The organism is Arthrobacter sp. Z1-15, from assembly GCF_054792395.1.
This window is the reverse complement of the sequence record NZ_CP096454.1, coordinates 3,499,187-3,517,504: the sequence shown is the minus strand read 5'-3', so window position 1 is coordinate 3,517,504 and position 18,318 is coordinate 3,499,187. Positions and strand designations below refer to the sequence as shown.

Here is an 18,318-nt window from a genome sequence, read left to right as displayed (position 1 = left end):
CCGGTGAACCAGGAACTGAAAGACGTCATTGTCGGAGTCCTGATGCTCGGCGGTGCCCTGATGTCGCTGGCCGCAGCCATTGGCCTCACGCGTTTCCCCGACCTCATGAGCCGGATGCACGCCGCTTCCAAACCCCAGGTGCTGGGCCTGCTGCTGTTCCTGCTGGCCATGGCCGTGCAGTTTGAAAGCTGGGTCCTGCTGCCGGTCCTTGCCGTGTGCTGGCTGTTCATGCTCCTCACCGCCCCGGTCTCCGCCCACATGATTGGCCGCGCGGGTTACCGCACCAAGCACCTGCGGCCGGAGCTGCTGACGATCGACGAGCTCGACGACGTTGTGGCGCGGGCGCAGGAGCTGCTGCTGCAGGCCAACGCCGGAACCGCCGGGGATGACAGCGACAGTGAAGACCCGCGCGTGGACGGCGACCCCGGCGAACACCCGCCGGCCGGCTCGCTGGACGACGACGCCGTACCCGTTACTCCGGCGCGGGCTCCCGAGGCGCAGCCCGGGGCTGTGTCCGGAGCCGAAGCGGAAAACAATCAGGGCGCCCGCCGCCCGGGACACAGTCCCGAGGGCTGAGCGCCCCGAAGTAAGGCGGAGGACGCCTAGACGATTTCCGGCGTCTTCTGGTAGCGCTGGATGGCGCGCTGGGTGCCCCGGTTCGTCAGCACGCGGATGCCCTGGCTGACGGCACCGGATACGACGGCGAAGATCACCGCGGTGCGCAGGCTCACGTCCAGGACACCGTCCTTGTCGCGGGGCGGCTCGTTGCCCGTGACCCGGGTCCAGACAAAGTCCAGGATCTTGGCGGACAGGAGACCGGCGCCGATGCTGGCACCGGTGGCGAGCAGTTTGAGGATCAGGTTCATGATGCTCCTAGGGTTGAAGGCCTTTTCCCTAACCCTACCCGCCGATCCTCCCCTTCGGGCCGTTCCGTGTGTACAGTGGGAGGCGCAAACATACGACAGGGGAGCGCCTCTGCCCTTACTCTCTGCCCGGGGTTACAGCCGGTCAGAAAGAACAAGGAAAGACCAACGGCGCTGAGAGTGCGGACATCCGCAGACCCTCGAACCTGATCCGGTTAGTACCGGCGCTAGGGAGTCGAGATCTCACGGGACCTCACGGCAGTCCGCCGTGGACGGTCCCTCCCCTCCTGTACCTCAGGAGGATTTTTTTATGCAGCAGAACCGTTTCCAGCAGCAGTTGTCATCCCTCCGGCGCCCGTGGCGGGTGGTGGATATTGTGGTCGCCTCCGTGCTGGGCGTGGCAGTAGGCGTAATTTTTTGGGCCTGGTCCCTGGGCTACGCCGGCGTTGAAGCCCTGATCCTTGCTTTCCCTCCGCTCGGCGGGCTGTACACCGGCGGATGGTTGATCGCCGGCGTTCTCGGTGCGCTCATTATCCGCAAACCCGGCGCTGCAATTTACTGCGAAGTCCTCGCCGCCGCAGTTTCCGGCGTGCTGGGCACCCAGTTCGGCCTGTCGGTGCTGCTCTCCGGCTTCATCCAGGGCCTCGGCGCGGAACTGGTGTTCCTGGCGTTCCTTTACCTCCGGTACACGCTGCCCGTGGCGGTGCTGGCCGGACTTGTCTCGGGAATCTTCCTCGGCGTCAGTGAAAGCATCCTCTACAAGCCGGAATGGGCCTTCCAGTGGCAGGCGCTGTACACGCTGTTCGCCGCCGTCTCCGGAGCCGTCATTGCCGGATTTGTCTCCTGGCTGATCGCCCGGGCGCTGGCCCGCACCGGAGTGCTGGCCCCGTTTGCGTCCGGACGGGCTGCGGACGTTCGCTCCCATGCACGCGCCTAGGCGGTCCCCGGCCGGAGCCCCCGCAGCGGTCCGAGCCCGCGACTACAGCTGGCGGCACTCCGGGCGCAGCACCCCGGCCGTCTCATCCCTGTCACTGGACATTGAGGCCGGCGAAAAGGTGCTGCTGCTCGGGGCCTCCGGCGCCGGCAAATCCACCCTGCTGCATGCCCTCGCCGGCGTGCTGGGCGAAGGGTCCGGCCCCGATGCCGCCGGTGAGGAGCACGGCACCCTGACCCTGGACGGGGAAACTCCGCTGAAGGCCCGCGGCCGGGCCGGACTTGTGCTGCAGGATCCCGACTCCCAGCTGGTGCTCTCCCGGGTGGGCGACGAAGTGGCGTTCGGCGCCGAAAACCTCCGGGTGCCGCCGCAGGAGATCTGGGAACGGGTCCGGGCGAGCCTGGACGACGTCGGGCTCCGGGTTCCGCTGCACCATCCCACCGCAGCCCTGTCCGGCGGGCAGAAACAGCGGCTGGCTCTGGCATCGGTGCTGGCCATGCGGCCCGGGCTGCTGCTGCTCGATGAACCCACGGCCAACCTGGACCCGGCGGGAGTGCTGGAGGTCCGTGCCGCCGTCGAACGCGTCCTGGAACGCACCGGCGCCACGCTCATCGTGGTGGAACACCGCGTTTCAGTGTGGGCCGACGTCGTGGACCGCGTGGTGGTCCTGGCGGCCGACGGCGGAATCCTCGCCGACGGACCGCCCTCGAAGGTCCTCACCGATCCGTCCAACCGGGACCGCCTCCGCGCCGCGGGGGTCTGGCTGCCCGGAGTGCGGCCTGCCGTTGGCGGGCCGGCGGCCGGAACACCGGGGGAACTCCTGCTTGAAGCCCGCGGTCTGGGCGCCGGACGCTCCAAGCGGGCACCGGCTGTTGTGGGCGATGTGGACCTGGCGCTGCCGGCCGGAACCGCCCTGGGGATCACCGGTCCCAACGGGGCCGGAAAGTCCACGCTGGCGCTGACCCTGGGCGGGCTGCTGAAGCCCGTCGCCGGCGCCCTGCGTGCCGCCCCCGCACTGGCCGGTGCTGCAGGGCCCGATCCTGCGCGGTGGAAATCAACGGACCTGGTGACCCGGATCGGCACCGTTTTCCAGGAACCCGAGCACCAGTTCCTCGCGGCAACGGTGCGAGAGGAACTGGCCTTCGGACCCCGGCGCACGGGGCGGAAGTCCGAAGCGCAGGTAGCCGGGCTGGTGGCTTCCCTGGCCGACCGGCTGCGGTTGTCCGCGCTGCTGGACGCCAACCCGTTCACCCTCTCCGGCGGAGAGAAGCGCCGCCTCTCCGTCGCCACGATGATCGCCACCGACCCCGCTGTGCTTCTCCTGGACGAACCCACCTTCGGGCAGGACGCGAACACCTGGGCCGAGCTCGTGGCACTGCTCCGTACGCTGGTGGCTGACGGCACGGCGGTGGTCTCCGTGACCCACGACGCCGAATTCCTAGCTGCCCTGGGCGGCAGCCTCCTGCGGGTGGAACACGGCACCGCCCGGGCCGGAGCGCTGCTGTGAAACGCTCGGAAGAATTGAGTTTCACAGCACAGCACCAGGAACCCGCCGACCTGCGCAACCCCTCCCGGCGGCCGGCCGGAACGCTGCTGGAACGGGCCAATCCGCTGTCCAAGCTGGCTGCGGCGCTGGCTCTGACAGTGGCTGTGCTGGTGAGCGTGGACTGGATCAGTGCCTCAATAGTCCTGGCGTCCGAGCTGGTCCTGCTGCCGCTGCTGCGGATTGAGCCGCTGACGCTGCTCAAGCGCATCTGGCCGTTGCTTGTTGCTGCCCTCATCGGCGCCTACGGCACCGCACTGCTGGCCGAAAAGACCGGAGCGGTGCTGCTGGACGCCGGGCCGCTGCTGTTCACCTCGGATTCGGTGGAGGCAGGCATCGCGATTGGACTGCGGGGGCTGGCGATCGCCCTGCCCGGAATCTATCTGCTGGTCTCCACGGACCCGACGGATCTGGCGGATGCGCTGGCCCAGAAGCTGCGGCTGCCGCACCGCTTCGTGCTCGGCGCGCTGGCTGCCATGCGGCTGGTCGGCCTGCTGGTCTCGGAATGGCAGACCCTGGGCATGGCCCGGCACGCACGCGGGATCGGCTCGGACGCAGGGCCGCTGGCCCGTGCCCGGTCCTTCCTCGGGCAGTCGGTGGCGCTGCTGGTCCAGGCGGTGCGCCGCGCCATTCGGCTGGCAGCGGCCATGGAGGCGCGCGGCTTTGGCAGCGGCGAGCGGACCTGGGCGCGGACGTCCGTGTTCACCGGCCTGGATATCTGGGTGGCTCTGTACGGGGCGGTGTCTGCCGGCGCTGCACTGGCTGCCGCCGTGGCGGCGGGGACGTTCAACTTCATCCTCACCTAGGCCGGCCGGGGCCCGGCCGGGGACCCGGGGCGCCCGCGCCGGGGCGCCCGCGCCGGGGCGCCCCGGCGGCGGCCGTTCCCTCTCGTTAACCCTCCGTCAGCGCTTCCCGCAGCAGGGCGGTCAGTTCCTCGGTGAGAGCGGGGGAGGAACTGATCGGCGTTCCGTCGATGGAGGTAACCGGAGCCAGCAGCCGGATGCTGGAAACCAGCCACACGGCGTCGGCCTCCATCAGGTGCGCCGGCTCCAGCGGGCCGTAACCCCGGGCCCAGCCGGCCGCTTCGGCGGCGTCGAACAGCGCCCGCTGGGTGGTGCCGGGCAGGATCCCGCTCTCCAGCTCGGGGGTCAGCAGCATTTTGACGCCGTCCTCTTCCACGGCCAAAATGACGCTGGACGTCGGGCCTTCCAGGACCTTGCCGTCGGCGGAGGTGAAAATGACGTCGTCGGCGCCGTTGGCCTTCGCGTAGCGCAGGGCGGCCATGTTGACGGCGTAGGAGAGGGTCTTGGCTCCGAGGAGCAGCCACGGTGCCCGCTCCGCCAGAGTGCTGTCGTAACCGCGGTCCAGCAGCAGTACGGACACGCCGTCCGCGGTGCGTTCGCGTGTGCCGGCCGGAACGGGGGAAGCGGCAACCCACGCCGTGGGGGAGTGCGCCCCTTCAACGCCGCGGGTCAGCAGCAGCTTCACCACGGCCTCGCCCGGGCCTTCCCGCAGCACCAGTTCCGTCAGCGCTGTTGCGACGGCACGCTCCCAGGCGCCGCGCGCCGGCGGTTCAAGGTCCAGGGCGCGGGCCGAGGATGTCAGCCGGTCCAGGTGGGCGTCCATTTTGCGGGCGCTGCCGTCCACGGCCAGCATCGATTCGAAGATGCCGTCGCCTCGGGTCGCGCCGAGATCTGTGGCCATCAGCTGCGGAACGGAAGCGTCGGCCAGGCGGCCTTCGGGGAATTCGGGGTCCAAAAATACCAGAACAGTCATGTGCCCAGCCTAGTTTGCCGGTGCGGCAGACTAGGCTTGAGGATAAGGATCAGCTGATGGGAGCGTCGTGTGTGGGTGGCATTAACCGGTTCGACGCTGCCTTTGTGGATTGCCACTGCACTCACCATCCTTGACTACGCCATCCGAATCATTGCGCTGGGCGTGGTTCCCGGCAACCGGCGCCCCACCACCGCCATGGCCTGGCTGCTGTGCATCTTCTTCCTTCCGGTCCCGGGAATCATCCTGTTCCTGCTCTTCGGGAACTTCCGGCTGTCTGAACACCGGGTGAAACGGCAGGCTGAAGTCAACCGGGCCGTACGTGAGAACACCCGCGAACTCGAGGCCGAAGGCAGCCGGTATTCCGGTCCCGAGTGGGTGGTTTCCGCCACCGAGCTGAACCGCAGGCTGGGATCGTTCCCGAGCCTGGACGGCAACAAAGTGGAACTGCAGCGGGACTACGACGAATCCATCAGGGAGATGACCGAGGTGGTCCGGGGCGCGCAGAAATACGTGCACGTCGAGTTCTACATCATGAGTTACGACGCCGTCACCCGGGACTTCTTTGCCGCCCTCAAGGAAGCGGCGGCCCGCGGCGTGCCGGTGCGGCTCCTGTTCGACCACATCGGCACCCTGCGGGTGAAGGGATACCGCAAGCTGCTCAAGGAACTGCGCAGCACCGACATCCAGTGGCGGCGCATGCTGCCCATCCTTCCGGCCCGCGGCCAGTGGCGCCGCCCGGACCTGCGCAACCACCGGAAGATCCTCGTGGTGGACGGCCAGGTGGCCTACACCGGTTCGCAGAACCTGGTGGAACCGTCCTACCGCAAGCCCCGCAACCACAGGATGGGGCGCAAATGGGTGGAGCTGATGGCCCGCCTGGAGGGGCCGGTGGTTGACGAAATCAACGTGGTGTTCGCGACCGACTGGAACGCGGAAACCGACGAGAACCTGGAACGCGAACTCAGCCTCTACGAGTGGACAACGCACCCCGGTGAAGTCACCTGCCAGGTGGTGCCCAGCGGTCCCGGATTCTCCACCGAAAACAACCTCCGGCTCTTCACCTCCCTGATCTATTCGGCCTCGGACCGGATTTCCATCACCAGCCCGTACTTCGTTCCTGACGATTCGCTGCTGTATGCCATTACGACGGCGGCGCAGCGCGGCGTGCAGGTGGAGCTTTTTGTATCCGAGAAGGGCGACCAGTTCCTGGTGGACCACGCCCAGCGCTCCTACTACGAGGCGCTGCTGCGGGCCGGCATCCGGATCTATCTCTACCCGAAGCCGCTGGTCCTTCACGCCAAGCACTTCACCATCGACAACGAGGTGGCGGTGCTCGGTTCCTCAAACATGGACATGCGGTCCTTTTCGCTGAACCTGGAGGTGTCGATCATGATGTTTGACGGCGACATCGTGGCGAAAACCCGCCGGATCGAGGACACCTACCGTTCCATGTCGCGGGAGCTGCTGCTCTCCGAGTGGGTGGACCGCCCGGTCTGGCAGCGGTACATCGACAATGTGTGCCGGCTGACGGCCACGCTGCAGTAGCCGGCCAGGCCGTTCCTCAGCCGGGGAACCGGGCGCCCAGTGCGCTGAGGACGCCGAAGGCCTTGGCCCGGATTTCCTCCCATTCCGATGCCGGATCGGAATCGGCAGTGACGGCTCCGCCCACCCCCAGCGTCAGCGAGTTCCCCTGAACCCCCAGGGTGCGGATCACCACCGAAAGATCAGCGGCTCCGGTGAGGGAAAACCAGCCGGCGACGCCGGAATAGGGGCCGCGCGGCGCACCCTCCAGCCGGTCGAGGATGGCCATGGTGCTGATCTTCGGAGCGCCGGTCATGGATCCGGGCGGGAAGGCGGCGGCAATAGCTTCAGCCCGGGACGCCTCGGGAAGCAGACGGGCATCGACGGTGCTGACCAGCTGATGGACCGTGGCGTAGCTTTCCACTGCGAACAGCCGCGGAACGGTGACGGATCCCGGAACTGCGGAACGGGACAGGTCATTGCGCAGCAGGTCCACGATCATGACGTTTTCAGCGCGGTCCTTCAGCGAGGTCACCAGGTCTTCCTCCAGCTCCCGGTCCGCTTGTACAGTGGCGCCGCGCGGGCGGGTTCCCTTGATGGGTTCGGCACGCATCAGCCCGGAGGCGTCCATGGACAGGAACCGCTCCGGTGAGGTGCCGGCCAGAGCGAAACTGCCGAACCGCAGCAGGGAAGCAAACGGTGCCGGGCTGCGCCCCCGAAGTGCGCGGTACATCTCCAGCAGCGTCCGGCTGTCGGGCGGAACCGGCAGCCGGGCGCTCAGGGACGTGGTCAGGCAGACTTCGTAGGAATTGCCGTCCGCAATTTCCTGCTGGGCGGACCGGACCTTTGCCAGATAGGAGTCCCGGCTGTCCCGGACGGTGAATTCCGGGGTGCTTTGAATCGGCCGGACGGGAGCCGGCGGGACGGAGGGAATCCCGCCGGAGCCCGCGCCGCCGACACCGCCGACACCGCCGACACCGCCGACACCGGCGGCAGCCTGCGCTGCGTCCCTGACCCGGCCGGCCCACGCGCCGTCGTCATCGCCCAGTGTCAGCGCGTACAGGCAGCGCAGTTCGTGGTCCAGCACCACTGCCCGGCCCGCAAAAAGCAGGGCGGCGTCCGGCGCCCCGTCCGCGGGCGGAGCAGTGTCGGAGCCGCCGGTTTCACGCTTGAGCTCGTATCCCAGGAAACCCAGCCAGCCCAGGGCGAATCCGCAGGGGTAGTCCTCGGGTACGGCGGCCCGGGGCTCGCCCCACACCGAGTCCAGCCACTGGAAAAACGGACCGGGGCGGGACACCGTGACCGGCCCGGACACCACGGTGGTCACGCCCCTGCGGTGCTCGGCGTACCTGCCCAGCGCTCCGCCGTCGTCGGCCATGATGCTGTACCGGCTGCGCGCGGCAATGTGTGCGGCGCCGGACTCCGCGGGAAGCCCGGGGGCCGCCGCGCTGGAACTGTCTAGCCAGACCGCGCGCGCCGAGTCCGTGTACAGGGCGGCAAACAACTCTGCGGGATCGGGCTGCGCCTCGATCCGGTGCACGCGGACGGCGGCGGACGCGGCACCTGTTTCGGGCCGGGCCAGCTGCAGCCGCGGCAGGGACAGATCAGCCAGGGCGCGCAGGACATAACCCGCGGCTTCCGCCGGAGTTCCGCGCCGGTGCTGCCGGTCAACGGTGATGTCCGCGCGTTCCGCCGCGGGATCCGCGGCGGCCCAGCTGCGTTCCTGCGCCGCCCAGCGCTCCCAGTGCGGTGCGTAGGTTTCACCGTCGCGTTCCAGCGCCTGTTCCCGGCGCAGGTCGGCGGGCGCCTGCACCCACACTGCGGCGTCAAGCAGCTGCCCCGCAGCGGCGGCGGTGGCTCCAACGCCCTCCACTATGACGATTTCCGCCGGCTCCGTGGTGCGGGCCGGACCGTAGCGGCCCGCGTCCCAGTCCCATGCCTGCCAGACCGCCGGGCGTCCTGCTGCCAGCGGCGCTGCGACCTGCCCGCAGTAGTAGGCGATGCCGTCGGCCAGGCCGTCCCAGCCCGGATAAATATCCTCCAGATGGAACAGGGACACCCGGTGGTGGGCGCGCAGGGCGGCGGCCAGTTCAATGGCGAGAGTCGTTTTTCCGGCACCGGAGAAGCCGTCGACGGCGATCATCACCGGCAGGGCGGCGGTGCCGGCGGCCGTGGGGGAGGGAAGAGGCATTAGCCCGCGGTGCCGGAAGCTGCGTCCAGGGCGGCGGCCGCATGCTGCACGATGCCCGGGACCGCGGCGGTAATCAGGGCGTAGGAGGAATCAAAGTCCCGCATGTCGCCGTACCAGGGATCCTCGATGCCGAGCTGTTCCGGGGGAAGGCCGGCCGCGGCCGGATCGAAGCTGCGGAGCAGGCGGATTTTGTCCCGGTCCGTTTCAGTGCGGGCCAGGTCCTGGAGCTCCAGCAGATGGCCGTAGTCCAGGGCCAGAATCAGGTCGAGGGCTGCAAACTCTTCCGGCTCGAAGGCGCGGGCCCGGAACGGCGCAAGGTCGGCCGCGGAAAAGCCGTGCTTGAGCAGCTCGGCCCTGGTGCGGTCATCCATGGGGCGTCCGGCCTCCCACCCGGTGACACCCGCGGAAGTTACGCTCACGCGGGCTCCCAGGCCAGCGTCTTCAAAAGCGCGGGTCAAACAAAACTGGGCCATGGGGGAGCGGCAGATGTTGCCGGTGCACACCGCACTGATTCGGTACATTCCTCCAGCCTACCGAGTGGTTATCAGGCCCAGGCAATCACTTCTCCCGACGGCAGCAGGAACCAGCCGTCAGCGGCCTGCGACCAGCGCCGCCAGCCTGCGGCCATCCGTTCCAGCCCGGCGCGGTCGCTCAGCTCACGGCCCAGGGCCTGCTCCGCGAAGGCGGAGTGCAGCACCCGCTCGGCCCAGCCCTCCCCGAACCAGGCCCGGCGCTCCGGCGTGGCATAGAGCCAGTTCGACGAGGAGGGCTCGAACTCGGTGAAACCGGCTTCCAGGATCCAGGCCACAAGCCGTCGGCCGGCGTCGGGCTCGGCAGCGTTGCCGCGGGCAATCCGCTGGTAGGTATCCATCCATTCCGTGAGCTCCGGAAGCTCGGGATACCAGCTCATCCCGTGGAAATCGGCGTCGCGCACCGCCACAATGCCGCCGGGCCGGGTCACCCGGCGCATCTCGCGCAGTGCCGCCACCGGGTCCGCCAGATGCTGGAGGACCTGGTGGGCGTGAACGACGTCGAACGTTCCGTCAGGGTAGTCCAGGTCGTACACGTTGCCCGCCGTGAAGCCGATGTTCGTCAGGCCGCGCGAGGCAGCAAGTTTCCGCGCCGAAACAACAACGTCTTCGGACGGATCCAGCCCGGTCACCGGACCCGGCTCCACCAGGTTGGCCAGGTCCGCGGTGATGCTGCCCGGGCCGCAGCCAACATCCAGCACCGCCATGCCGGGTTCCAGGAACGGAAGCAGATAGGCGGCGGAATCAGCGGCGGTCCGTGCCGCGTGGGCGCCGACCACGCTGCTGTGGTGGCCGTGCGAATACTGTTCGGGAGCCATAGGAGGAGAATACGCGGGCCGCGGACCGGATTGTCCGGACTTTGCGGTGTGTGTCCTTCCTGCCGCCGGGGCGCCTGCGCCGGGTGCCGTCAAGACCCGGCCGGCAGATACACAGAGTTGAGTCAATCAGGCTCAACTTTGTTGACAAAGCCGATGCTCTGAGTAAAGTTGAGTGCAGAAGGCTCAAGACGCGCTGCGGGATGGATGATTCCTCCCAACGGCGTCGTTTTCCACGGAAAGAGGAAGCAAACATGTCACGTGCAGTAGGTATCGACCTTGGAACCACCAACTCGGTTGTCTCCGTCCTTGAAGGCGGCGAGCCCACCGTTATCGCCAACGCTGAAGGCGGCCGCACCACGCCGTCGGTTGTTGCTTTCGCCAAGTCCGGTGAGGTCCTGGTAGGCGAGATCGCCAAGCGCCAGGCCGTCAACAACATCGACCGCACCATCTCTTCCGTCAAGCGCCACATGGGCACGGACTGGAAGGTGGACATTGACGGCAAGAATTACACGGCCCAGGAAATCTCCGCCCGCATCCTGCAGAAGCTGAAGAACGACGCCGAGTCGTACCTGGGCGAAAAGGTCACGGACGCCGTGATCACCGTTCCCGCGTACTTCAACGACGCCGAGCGCCAGGCCACGAAGGAGGCCGGTGAAATTGCCGGCCTGAACGTCCTGCGCATCGTCAACGAGCCCACCGCGGCAGCCTTGGCCTACGGCCTGGACAAGGGCAAGGAAGACGAACTCATCCTGGTCTTCGACCTCGGCGGCGGAACGTTCGACGTTTCCCTGCTCGAAGTCGGCAAGGACGAAGACGACTTCTCCACCATCCAGGTGCGCGCCACCGCCGGTGACAACCGCCTCGGCGGCGACGACTGGGACCAGCGCGTCGTGGATTACCTGCTGCAGCAGGCCAAGGCCAAGGGTGCGGACCTGTCCAAGGACAAGATCGCCCTGCAGCGCCTGAAGGAAGCCGCCGAGCAGGCCAAGAAGGAGCTCTCCTCCGCGACCTCCACCAACATCTCCCTGCAGTACCTCTCGGTCACCCCCGAAGGTCCGGTGCACCTGGACGAGCACCTCTCCCGCGCCAAGTTCCAGGACCTGACCAAGGACCTGCTGGACCGCACCAAGAAGCCGTTCAAGGACGTCATCTCCGAGGCCGGCATCAAGGTCTCCGACATTGACCACATCATCCTCGTCGGCGGTTCCACCCGCATGCCGGCCGTCACCGAACTGGTGAAGGAGCTGGCCGGCGGCCAGGAGCCGAACAAGGGCGTCAACCCGGATGAGGTCGTCGCCGTCGGCGCCGCACTGCAGGCCGGTGTCCTGAAGGGTGAGCGCAAGGACGTTCTGCTGATCGACGTCACCCCGCTGTCCCTGGGCATCGAGACCAAGGGCGGTGTGATGACCAAGCTGATTGAGCGCAACACGGCCATCCCGACCAAGCGCAGCGAAACCTTCACCACCGCTGACGACAACCAGCCGTCCGTGGCGATCCAGGTCTTCCAGGGCGAGCGCGAGTTCACCCGCGACAACAAGCCGCTGGGCACGTTCGAGCTGACCGGCATTGCTCCGGCTCCGCGCGGCGTTCCGCAGGTTGAGGTCACCTTCGACATCGACGCCAACGGCATCGTCCACGTGTCCGCCAAGGACAAGGGCACCGGCGCCGAGCAGTCCATGACGATCACCGGCGGCTCTTCCCTCTCCAAGGAAGACATTGACCGCATGGTCCGTGAAGCCGAAGAGCACGCAGCGGAGGACAAGAAGCGCCGCGAGGCAGCCGACGTCCGCAACTCCGCCGAGCAGCTGGCGTACTCCGTGGACAAGCTCCTCACGGACAACGATGACAAGCTGCCCGAAGACGTCAAGACCGAGGTCAAGGGCGACGTTGACGCACTGAAGAAGGCGCTGGAAGGCACCGAGAACGACGACGAAGTGAAGTCGGCGTTCGAGAAGCTGCAGACCTCGCAGACCAAGCTGGGCGAAGCCATTTACGCCCAGGCCCAGTCTGACGGCGCAGGCGCTGCAGGCGGTGCCGGTGCTGCGGGCGGTGCCGGCGCTTCCGACTCCTCCTCAGCGGGCGATGAAGACATCGTTGACGCCGAGGTTGTTGACGACGAAGACAAGAAGTAATCATGACGGCAGGGAACGAAAACCCCAACGAGAAGCCCGACCCCAACGAGCAGGAAGCCGCCGGGCAGCCGGCGGAGTCCGGCAGCTCACCGGCTGACGCATCGGAAGCTCCGGCTTCCGGTGCAGACGCCGGAGCTGACGGTGATGCCCTGGCCCAGGCCGAGCAGATCCTCAACAGCGCCGGCGCGCCGGACCAGCCGCAGGAAGCGGGTTCCACGGAAGCCGCCGAACTGCGGAACGATCTGCTGCGGCTGCAGGCCGAGTACGTCAACTACCGCAAGCGGGTGGAGCGTGACCGCGACGTTGCACGGGAAATGGCTGTCATCGGAGTCCTGAACTCCCTGATGCCGGTCCTGGATGACATCGACGCAGCGCGCCAGCACGGCGACCTGGCGGACGGACCGTTTGCCTCGATCGCCAACAAGCTGGAAAACACGCTGAAGACGTACGGCCTGGGCAGGATTGACGAAGTGGGGGTCGAGTTCGACCCGAACATCCACGAAGCGTTGATTCAGCAGCAGAGCCCGGACGTCCAGCTGGATACAGTGACGCAGATCCTGCGGGCCGGTTACAAGGCCAATGACAGGGTGCTGCGGGCGGCACAGGTTATCGTCTCCGTTCCGGAGCAGTAACCTCGGGTGCCCGGGACCGTCACGGCCCCGGGCACCCTTTTTCTTTTCGCAGTGCACGTCCTGCCCGTAACCCCACGGGTTCCGGGCAGGAGCAGGAATTTATGGAAGGGGACTCCAATTGGCTAGTCAGGATTGGGTCGATAAGGATTTTTACAAGATTCTGGGTGTCCCCAAGGACGCGTCGGAAGCCGATATCAAGAAGGCTTATCGGAAGCTGGCGCGAAAGTACCATCCGGACCAGAATCAGGACGACGCCAACGCCGAGCGGATGTTCAAGGACCTGTCCGAGGCCTACTCGGTGCTGTCCGACGCCGAAGAGCGCCAGCAGTACGACGCGATCCGGGCCATGGGCAGCGGGGCGCGCTTCTCCGCCGGCGGTCCGGGCGGTGCAGGCCCCGGCGGCGGCGCCGGTTTTGAGGATCTGTTTGGCGGACTGTTCGGCCAGGGCGCCCGTCCCGGCGGCCGCCGCACCACCTACAGCACCCCGGGCGGCAGCAACATCCCGCCCGAGTTCGCCGACCTGTTCGGCGGAGGCGGCTTCGGCGGCGGCGGTTTCGGCTCGGCCCCGCCTCAGAAGGGGGCTGACCGGACGGCCAGCACCACCATTTCCTTCGCGGGGTCCATCAACGGAACGGTCATTGGCCTGCGCGAGCCCAGCGGCGAAGTCGTTGAAGTGCGGGTGCCGGCCGGCGTGAAGGACGGCCAGAAGATCCGTGTCCGCGGCAAGGGCCAGCCCGGGGCGGCCGGCAACGGTGACCTCATGGTGACGGTGAACGTCACCCCGCACGACTTCTTTGTCCGCGACGGCAACAACATCCGCATCCACGTACCGGTGAGCTTCCCGGAGGCCGCGCTGGGCGCCACCATTGAGGTGCCCACCCTGACCGGAGACAAGGTGAGGCTGAAGGTGCCGGCGGGAACCCCGTCCGGCCGCACCCTGCGGGTGAAGGGCCGGGGCGTCCACACCGCAAAGGGCGACGGTGATCTCCTGGTCACCATCGACGTCGCCGTCCCTTCGCATCTGAACAAGGAAGCCCGGGCGGCGGTCGAAGCTTTCGCTGAGGCCACAAAGGGCGAAGATCCCCGGGCCGGACTGGCGTCCAAGGCCCGGCTCTAGCAGCGCACATCCGGTTCGGTTTCCCGTGCCCCGGGAGCCGAACCGGGTTATCGTTACTACTTCAACTGCTGTCAAGGAGGAACAATGGGCATCGATGTCAATGCGCCTATTTTTGTGATCTCCGTTGCCGCGGAACTGGCGGACATGCATCCGCAGACCCTGCGGCAGTACGACCGGCTGGGCATTGTCTGTCCCAGCCGCGCTCCGGGCAGGTCACGGCGCTATTCGCAGCATGACATCGAAATGCTTCGCGAGGTTCAGCGGCTCTCCCAGGAGGGTGTGTCCCTGGAGGGCATCAAACGCATCATGCACCTCGAAAACCAGGTGTCCGGGCTGCGCGCCCGGGTCCAGGAACTGTCCGAGGAACTGGAATCCATGCAGCAGCGCAACCCCGACCGGAGCAGGGTCTTCGCGGCCGGCCTGGCCGGCGACGTCGTGACCCTGACCCGCGGACAGCGGCCGCCGGCGTCGCGCCCCTTCGCGAGCCAGCTCAGCCTTGCGTCGCTGGTCCAGCGGCGCGGCAAGCTGCGCGCCCTGCCGGCCGGGAAGCAGGAACCCGTGGACTACGCAGACGGCGGCTACGTCCCGTCCCTCTAGCGGAACCGGCGGCCCTGGTCGCGGCGGTTGGCCCAGACCGCCAGGGCGCCGAGGAGCAGTGTCCAGGCCAGCAGGCACGGCAGTGCGGCCGGCCCGAGCGGTTCACCGGAAAACACCGCCACCGAGACATCCCGCGCGGCCCGGGTAGGCAGGAACAGGGAGAACGTGTTCAGCCCCGGACTGAACAGATCCGGCGGAAGCATCAGCCCGCCCGCAAACGCCAGCGGAAAGAACACCACCTGGGTCACCGCAATGGCCACCTTTGAGGTGCACAGATAGCCGATCAGCAGTCCCAGAAACAGGAACGGCAGGCCGCACACCAGCCACACCGCAACCGCGGCCGGGACCCGCCACCAGGAGACCAGCCCGGTGGTAAAGGCCTCCAGCGCCGCGGTGGTGAACAGGCCCACCAGCATCACCGGGACCAGGGCGAAGAAAGCGAACATCATGGCCGTCAGGGCGCGTCCGACGGTGGGCGGCACGGCCCCCGCCGGCAGCGTCCGCACGTAGCTGCTCCACGGGTTGGCGCGCTCCTCTGCAACACCGATGCCGTAGTTGAAGAGGAACGAGCTCATGACGCCGAAGAGGGCGAGCTGGGAAATGGCCATCAGCGACGCAACGGGATTGGATGTGACGGCCTCCTGCGGGAGCACGAAAAACACCAGGGCCAGGGTGGGGAACACTGTCGAGGAAATCACCGAGATCGGAATCCGCAGCTGCTCCAAAACCTGGGCCTTGGCATGGGCCCGGATCAGCTCCGTCCGGGATCGTCCGCGTGCCGGGGCGGATACTGCGCTCATGGCTGCTCCTTCCGCGCGAGCGGCTCCGGGCCGGCGGCGGGCTGGTGGGTGAGGGCAAGGAAGGCCTCTTCGAGGCTGGCGGCATGGACTTCAAGGCGGGCAAAGGGAACGTTGTCGCGGACCAGCCGGCGCACCGTTTCATCGGCATCCCGGCTCAGCACCGTCACTGAATTTCCCGGTCCGGCCGTGACCCCGGCGCTCTCGGGAAGGGCTGCGAACGACGACGGCGGCAGGTCGGTGCGGAAGGACACCTTGCTCACGGAGACATGGCTGCGGATATCATCAACGGTGCCGTCGGCAACGACGGATCCGCCGTTCAGGACCACCACCCGCCCGGACAGTGCCTGGATCTCCTCGAGGTAGTGGCTGGTGACCAGCAGTGTTCCGCCGTCCCGGCGGTACTGGCCCAGACGTTCCCAGAGATTCTCCCGGGCCTCCACGTCCAGGCCCGTGGTGGGCTCGTCCAGGATCACCAGCCGGGGCCGGCCCACCAGTGCCAGAGCCACCATGAGCCGGCGCTGCTGTCCGCCGGAGAGTCCGCCGCACTGCTTGGCTGCCATGTCGGAGAGCCCGAAGTCAGCCAGCAGCTCGGGGGTGGGCACCGGGTCCGGGTAGTGCGCGGCAACAAAGTCGACGGTCTCGCGGACCCGCAGGGTGGGCGGAACCGAGGTGGCCTGGGGCGTGGTCCCGAGTTCCCGCCGTGCCGCCGGATCCCGCGGGCTGCGGCCGAAGAGTTCCACCGTCCCGGCGTCGGGGGTCCGGGTGCCGCACAACAGGTTCAGCAGGGTGGATTTGCCGGCACCGTTGGGGCCGAGCAGCCCGAGGGCCTCACCGGCGCGGATGGAAAGGCTCACCCCGTTCAGGGCCGGTTTCCCTGCGTAGTTTTTTCTCACGGAAGAGGCCGCTGCGAGCACGTCAGCCTGACGTTCGGGGGGAACTCTCTCAGCGGTGACGGGACTCGGGTTCACACTCATGCTGCCTCCAGGAAACGGGTTCGGCGGGACGACGGTCAGTGCGGCTGCGGTTCTTCGGCGCGGGTCCGGGGGGCGCCCTCGGGCACCGGCCCCGCGAGGAGGTCCCTCAGCGCCTTGCGGTACTGCGCGTAGGCGAGCTTCCCTTCGGCGCTGATGCCCACATAGGTGGCGGGTGAGCGGCCCTCGATGGTCTTGGTGATTTCGATGTAGCCGGCATCCTCGAGCTTGCGCAAATGGGTGGAAAGGTTGCCCGCCGTCATGTCCAGCATGGCGCGCAGCTTGGTGAACGCGATGCGGTTTCGTTCGCCCACCTCGTTCAATGTGGTCAGGGCCCGAAGCCGCGATTCGGCGTGGATGACCGGATCCAGTTCAGGCACGGGGAACCCCCGATGCCCGCCCCCGGGTGCCGAGATATTCGGCGAGGGAGCCTGCGAGCATGCCCCCGGAACCCAGGTAGAGATTGACGGTCAGGAAATGATCCGGCCCGGAGAGGAGCGCGGCCGCGGTGACCGCCAGCAGCCACAATCCGAGCCAGCACTGGCGGGGATCGTTGTAGACGGTGCCGCCGGAAATGTAGAGCAGGCCGACAATCAGCACCGCGCTCGAATTGATCAGCATGCCCCGCAGCCAGAAATCGTCCACTGCCCGGCCGATGCTCATGCTGAGGATGCCCATGACGAGGAACCCCAGGATCCATGAAGCACCGTACATTCCGGCCTGGAAGGCGCTGTGCCCCCTGATGCCCAGAGCGGCCCGGATCGACACGGCCACTGTGGCAGCGGTGGCAATCAGCAGCGCCGCGCCCAGCACGATGAGGGCGGAGGCCGGCTCGAGCGGAAGCCACCCGCGCCTGCTGCCGTCCAGCGCACCGTACCCGGTGAGCCACGCCAGCCCCCACAGCAGGTAGATCAGGGCCGCGTTGCCGGTCAGCTGCCTGCGGGTGGAGCGTTCCGCGTTCTCCACGATGGCCAGGGCCGCCCCCGGGTCCAGCGGCCGGTCCGGGGCAGGCGTGTCCATGCGCCCGCCCGCGGGAGATCCGCCGTCGTGGTGCAGGCCCGCTGACTGTCGTTCCATGCTGTCCTCCGGAAGAGATCCGGCCGGCTTTGCGCCGGTTGCAAAGCAGTTTGCATCACAAACCCGTTTGCAACAAGAGGGTTTTGGAACTTTTCCGGGCACCGCACGCTCAGCGCAGGCGGCGGGCTTTCAGGATGACGTCTTCGGTATGGTGCGCGCCGGCGCCGGCGGCAACGTGCCGGGGACGGATTTCGTCAACTTCGATCCGCCAGTTCCCCTCAAGGAGTGCGCGGATTTCCGCCAGGCCCACATATTCGTCGAGATTCATGCCGCGGGCCTTGGCCTCGGCGGCGGTCGGCAGCGGGTGGTGCACGGCCAGGAGCAGACCGCCGGGAGCCACCGCGTCCAGGAGTGCGTGTTCCGCGAGGTTCTCCGGCGTGCGCAGCAGCGCCGGGAACTGTGCGGAGACCAGGTCAAAGGACCCGGCCGGCAGGGCCGCTTCGACCAGGCCCGAATGCAGCCACGTCACGCGGAGCCCGCGCGCTTCGGCCTCGCGGGCGGCCCGGTCCAGCGCCACCCGGGAAACATCCAGCGCCGTGACGTTCCAGCCCTGTTCCGCCAGCCACAGGGCGTCGGCGCCTTCACCGCAGCCAACGTCCAGGACCCGCCCGGGCTCAAGCCCGTCCACCTCATGGACAAGTGCGCCGTTGGGCTGTCCGCTCCACAGGCTTTTCATCTCGGCGTAGCGCCGGTCCCAAAAGTCTTCGATTCCGCCGGAGGGCTCTCGGGTGTGGGCGGGGGACTGCTGCGCATCACGCGTGCTGCCGTCATTTCTCTCCATGTCAAAAGCATGGCGTCCCGGGCCGTTTGCCGCCA

19 protein-coding genes and 1 riboswitch are annotated in these 18,318 nt (G+C 67.7%); of the genes, 9 read left to right on the top strand and 10 right to left on the bottom strand.

The features are described from left to right. Positions 1-3: 3 nt before the first annotated feature. The gene (gene mnhG, locus M1D40_RS16270; protein WP_461169496.1) at positions 4-576 is read left to right on the top strand and encodes a monovalent cation/H(+) antiporter subunit G; all 573 of its coding nucleotides are present in this window, start codon (positions 4-6) and stop codon (positions 574-576) included. A gap of 26 nt (positions 577-602) precedes the next feature. Here the strand turns inward: mnhG and M1D40_RS16265 are convergent, their stop codons facing one another. Then, the gene (locus M1D40_RS16265; protein WP_341395167.1) at positions 603-866 is read right to left on the bottom strand and encodes a DUF4235 domain-containing protein; all 264 of its coding nucleotides are present in this window, start codon (positions 864-866) and stop codon (positions 603-605) included. Between the two features lie 87 nt (positions 867-953). Then, a riboswitch (TPP riboswitch) is annotated at positions 954-1,114 on the top strand. A gap of 59 nt (positions 1,115-1,173) precedes the next feature. Between M1D40_RS16265 and M1D40_RS16260 the strand changes: the two genes are divergently transcribed. The 3 genes from M1D40_RS16260 to M1D40_RS16250 are packed head-to-tail and all read left to right on the top strand — an operon-like array spanning position 1,174 to position 4,146. After that, positions 1,174-1,800 carry an ECF transporter S component gene (locus tag M1D40_RS16260; protein WP_341395168.1) on the top strand — a complete coding sequence of 209 codons (627 nt, stop codon included), beginning with the start codon at positions 1,174-1,176 and terminating at the stop codon, positions 1,798-1,800. Beyond that, on the top strand, positions 1,787-3,304 hold the full coding sequence (locus tag M1D40_RS16255; protein ID WP_341395169.1) for an ABC transporter ATP-binding protein: 1,518 nt from the start codon (positions 1,787-1,789) through the stop codon (positions 3,302-3,304). Before M1D40_RS16260 ends, M1D40_RS16255 begins: the two co-directional genes overlap by 14 nt. Before the next feature lie 50 nt (positions 3,305-3,354). Continuing rightward, entirely contained in the window at positions 3,355-4,146 is a 792-nt protein-coding gene (locus M1D40_RS16250) for an energy-coupling factor transporter transmembrane component T family protein (protein WP_461171076.1), read from the top strand. Positions 4,147-4,231: 85 nt separating this feature from the next. Here M1D40_RS16250 and M1D40_RS16245 read toward each other — a convergent pair whose 3' ends face one another. Continuing rightward, the gene (locus tag M1D40_RS16245; protein WP_341395170.1) at positions 4,232-5,116 is read right to left on the bottom strand and encodes an aminodeoxychorismate lyase; all 885 of its coding nucleotides are present in this window, start codon (positions 5,114-5,116) and stop codon (positions 4,232-4,234) included. A gap of 69 nt (positions 5,117-5,185) precedes the next feature. Here M1D40_RS16245 and cls point away from each other — a divergent pair, with 69 nt between their 5' ends. Beyond that, positions 5,186-6,661, top strand: coding sequence for a cardiolipin synthase (cls, locus tag M1D40_RS16240; RefSeq protein ID WP_445818928.1), 1,476 nt, complete (start codon positions 5,186-5,188; stop codon positions 6,659-6,661). Between the two features lie 16 nt (positions 6,662-6,677). Here the strand turns inward: cls and M1D40_RS16235 are convergent, their stop codons facing one another. The 3 genes from M1D40_RS16235 to M1D40_RS16225 form a co-directional block, all read right to left on the bottom strand. After that, the gene (locus M1D40_RS16235) at positions 6,678-8,828 is read right to left on the bottom strand and encodes a chorismate-binding protein (protein WP_461169495.1); all 2,151 of its coding nucleotides are present in this window, start codon (positions 8,826-8,828) and stop codon (positions 6,678-6,680) included. Further along, positions 8,828-9,301 (bottom strand): arsenate reductase/protein-tyrosine-phosphatase family protein, encoded by a 474-nt coding sequence (locus tag M1D40_RS16230; protein WP_461171075.1) that lies wholly within the window; start codon positions 9,299-9,301, stop codon positions 8,828-8,830. The genes M1D40_RS16235 and M1D40_RS16230 overlap by 1 nt, the downstream gene beginning before the upstream one ends. A 71-nt stretch (positions 9,302-9,372) precedes the next feature. After that, on the bottom strand, positions 9,373-10,176 hold the full coding sequence (locus M1D40_RS16225; RefSeq protein ID WP_461169494.1) for a methyltransferase domain-containing protein: 804 nt from the start codon (positions 10,174-10,176) through the stop codon (positions 9,373-9,375). 251 nt (positions 10,177-10,427) lie between these two features. On the opposite strand from M1D40_RS16225, the gene dnaK reads away from it, so the two are divergent. The 4 genes from dnaK to M1D40_RS16205 all read left to right on the top strand — a co-directional run bounded on the left by dnaK (position 10,428) and on the right by M1D40_RS16205 (position 14,654). Next, entirely contained in the window at positions 10,428-12,308 is a 1,881-nt protein-coding gene (gene dnaK / locus M1D40_RS16220) for a molecular chaperone DnaK (RefSeq protein WP_341395174.1), read from the top strand. Positions 12,309-12,310: 2 nt separating this feature from the next. Continuing rightward, the gene (locus M1D40_RS16215) at positions 12,311-12,940 is read left to right on the top strand and encodes a nucleotide exchange factor GrpE (RefSeq protein ID WP_461169493.1); all 630 of its coding nucleotides are present in this window, start codon (positions 12,311-12,313) and stop codon (positions 12,938-12,940) included. A 118-nt stretch (positions 12,941-13,058) separates the two neighbouring features. Next, on the top strand, positions 13,059-14,057 hold the full coding sequence (locus M1D40_RS16210; RefSeq protein ID WP_341395176.1) for a DnaJ C-terminal domain-containing protein: 999 nt from the start codon (positions 13,059-13,061) through the stop codon (positions 14,055-14,057). An 84-nt stretch (positions 14,058-14,141) separates the two neighbouring features. Further along, positions 14,142-14,654 carry a heat shock protein transcriptional repressor HspR gene (locus M1D40_RS16205; protein ID WP_341395177.1) on the top strand — a complete coding sequence of 171 codons (513 nt, stop codon included), beginning with the start codon at positions 14,142-14,144 and terminating at the stop codon, positions 14,652-14,654. Here M1D40_RS16205 and M1D40_RS16200 read toward each other — a convergent pair. The 5 genes from M1D40_RS16200 to M1D40_RS16180 all read right to left on the bottom strand — a co-directional run bounded on the left by M1D40_RS16200 (position 14,651) and on the right by M1D40_RS16180 (position 18,283). Next, positions 14,651-15,454, bottom strand: coding sequence for an ABC transporter permease (locus M1D40_RS16200; protein ID WP_461169492.1), 804 nt, complete (start codon positions 15,452-15,454; stop codon positions 14,651-14,653). The two genes, M1D40_RS16205 and M1D40_RS16200, sit on opposite strands and share 4 nt — an antisense overlap. Further along, the gene (locus M1D40_RS16195; protein WP_461169491.1) at positions 15,451-16,347 is read right to left on the bottom strand and encodes an ABC transporter ATP-binding protein; all 897 of its coding nucleotides are present in this window, start codon (positions 16,345-16,347) and stop codon (positions 15,451-15,453) included. Before M1D40_RS16195 ends, M1D40_RS16200 begins: the two co-directional genes overlap by 4 nt. Before the next feature lie 116 nt (positions 16,348-16,463). Continuing rightward, entirely contained in the window at positions 16,464-16,805 is a 342-nt protein-coding gene (locus M1D40_RS16190) for a transcriptional regulator (RefSeq protein ID WP_341395180.1), read from the bottom strand. Continuing rightward, positions 16,798-17,502, bottom strand: a complete 705-nt coding sequence (locus M1D40_RS16185) for a hypothetical protein (protein WP_461169490.1) — start codon at positions 17,500-17,502, stop codon at positions 16,798-16,800. The genes M1D40_RS16190 and M1D40_RS16185 overlap by 8 nt, the downstream gene beginning before the upstream one ends. Before the next feature lie 109 nt (positions 17,503-17,611). Then, positions 17,612-18,283, bottom strand: a complete 672-nt coding sequence (locus M1D40_RS16180; RefSeq protein ID WP_461169489.1) for a class I SAM-dependent methyltransferase — start codon at positions 18,281-18,283, stop codon at positions 17,612-17,614. Between the last annotated feature and the right edge of the window lie 35 nt (positions 18,284-18,318).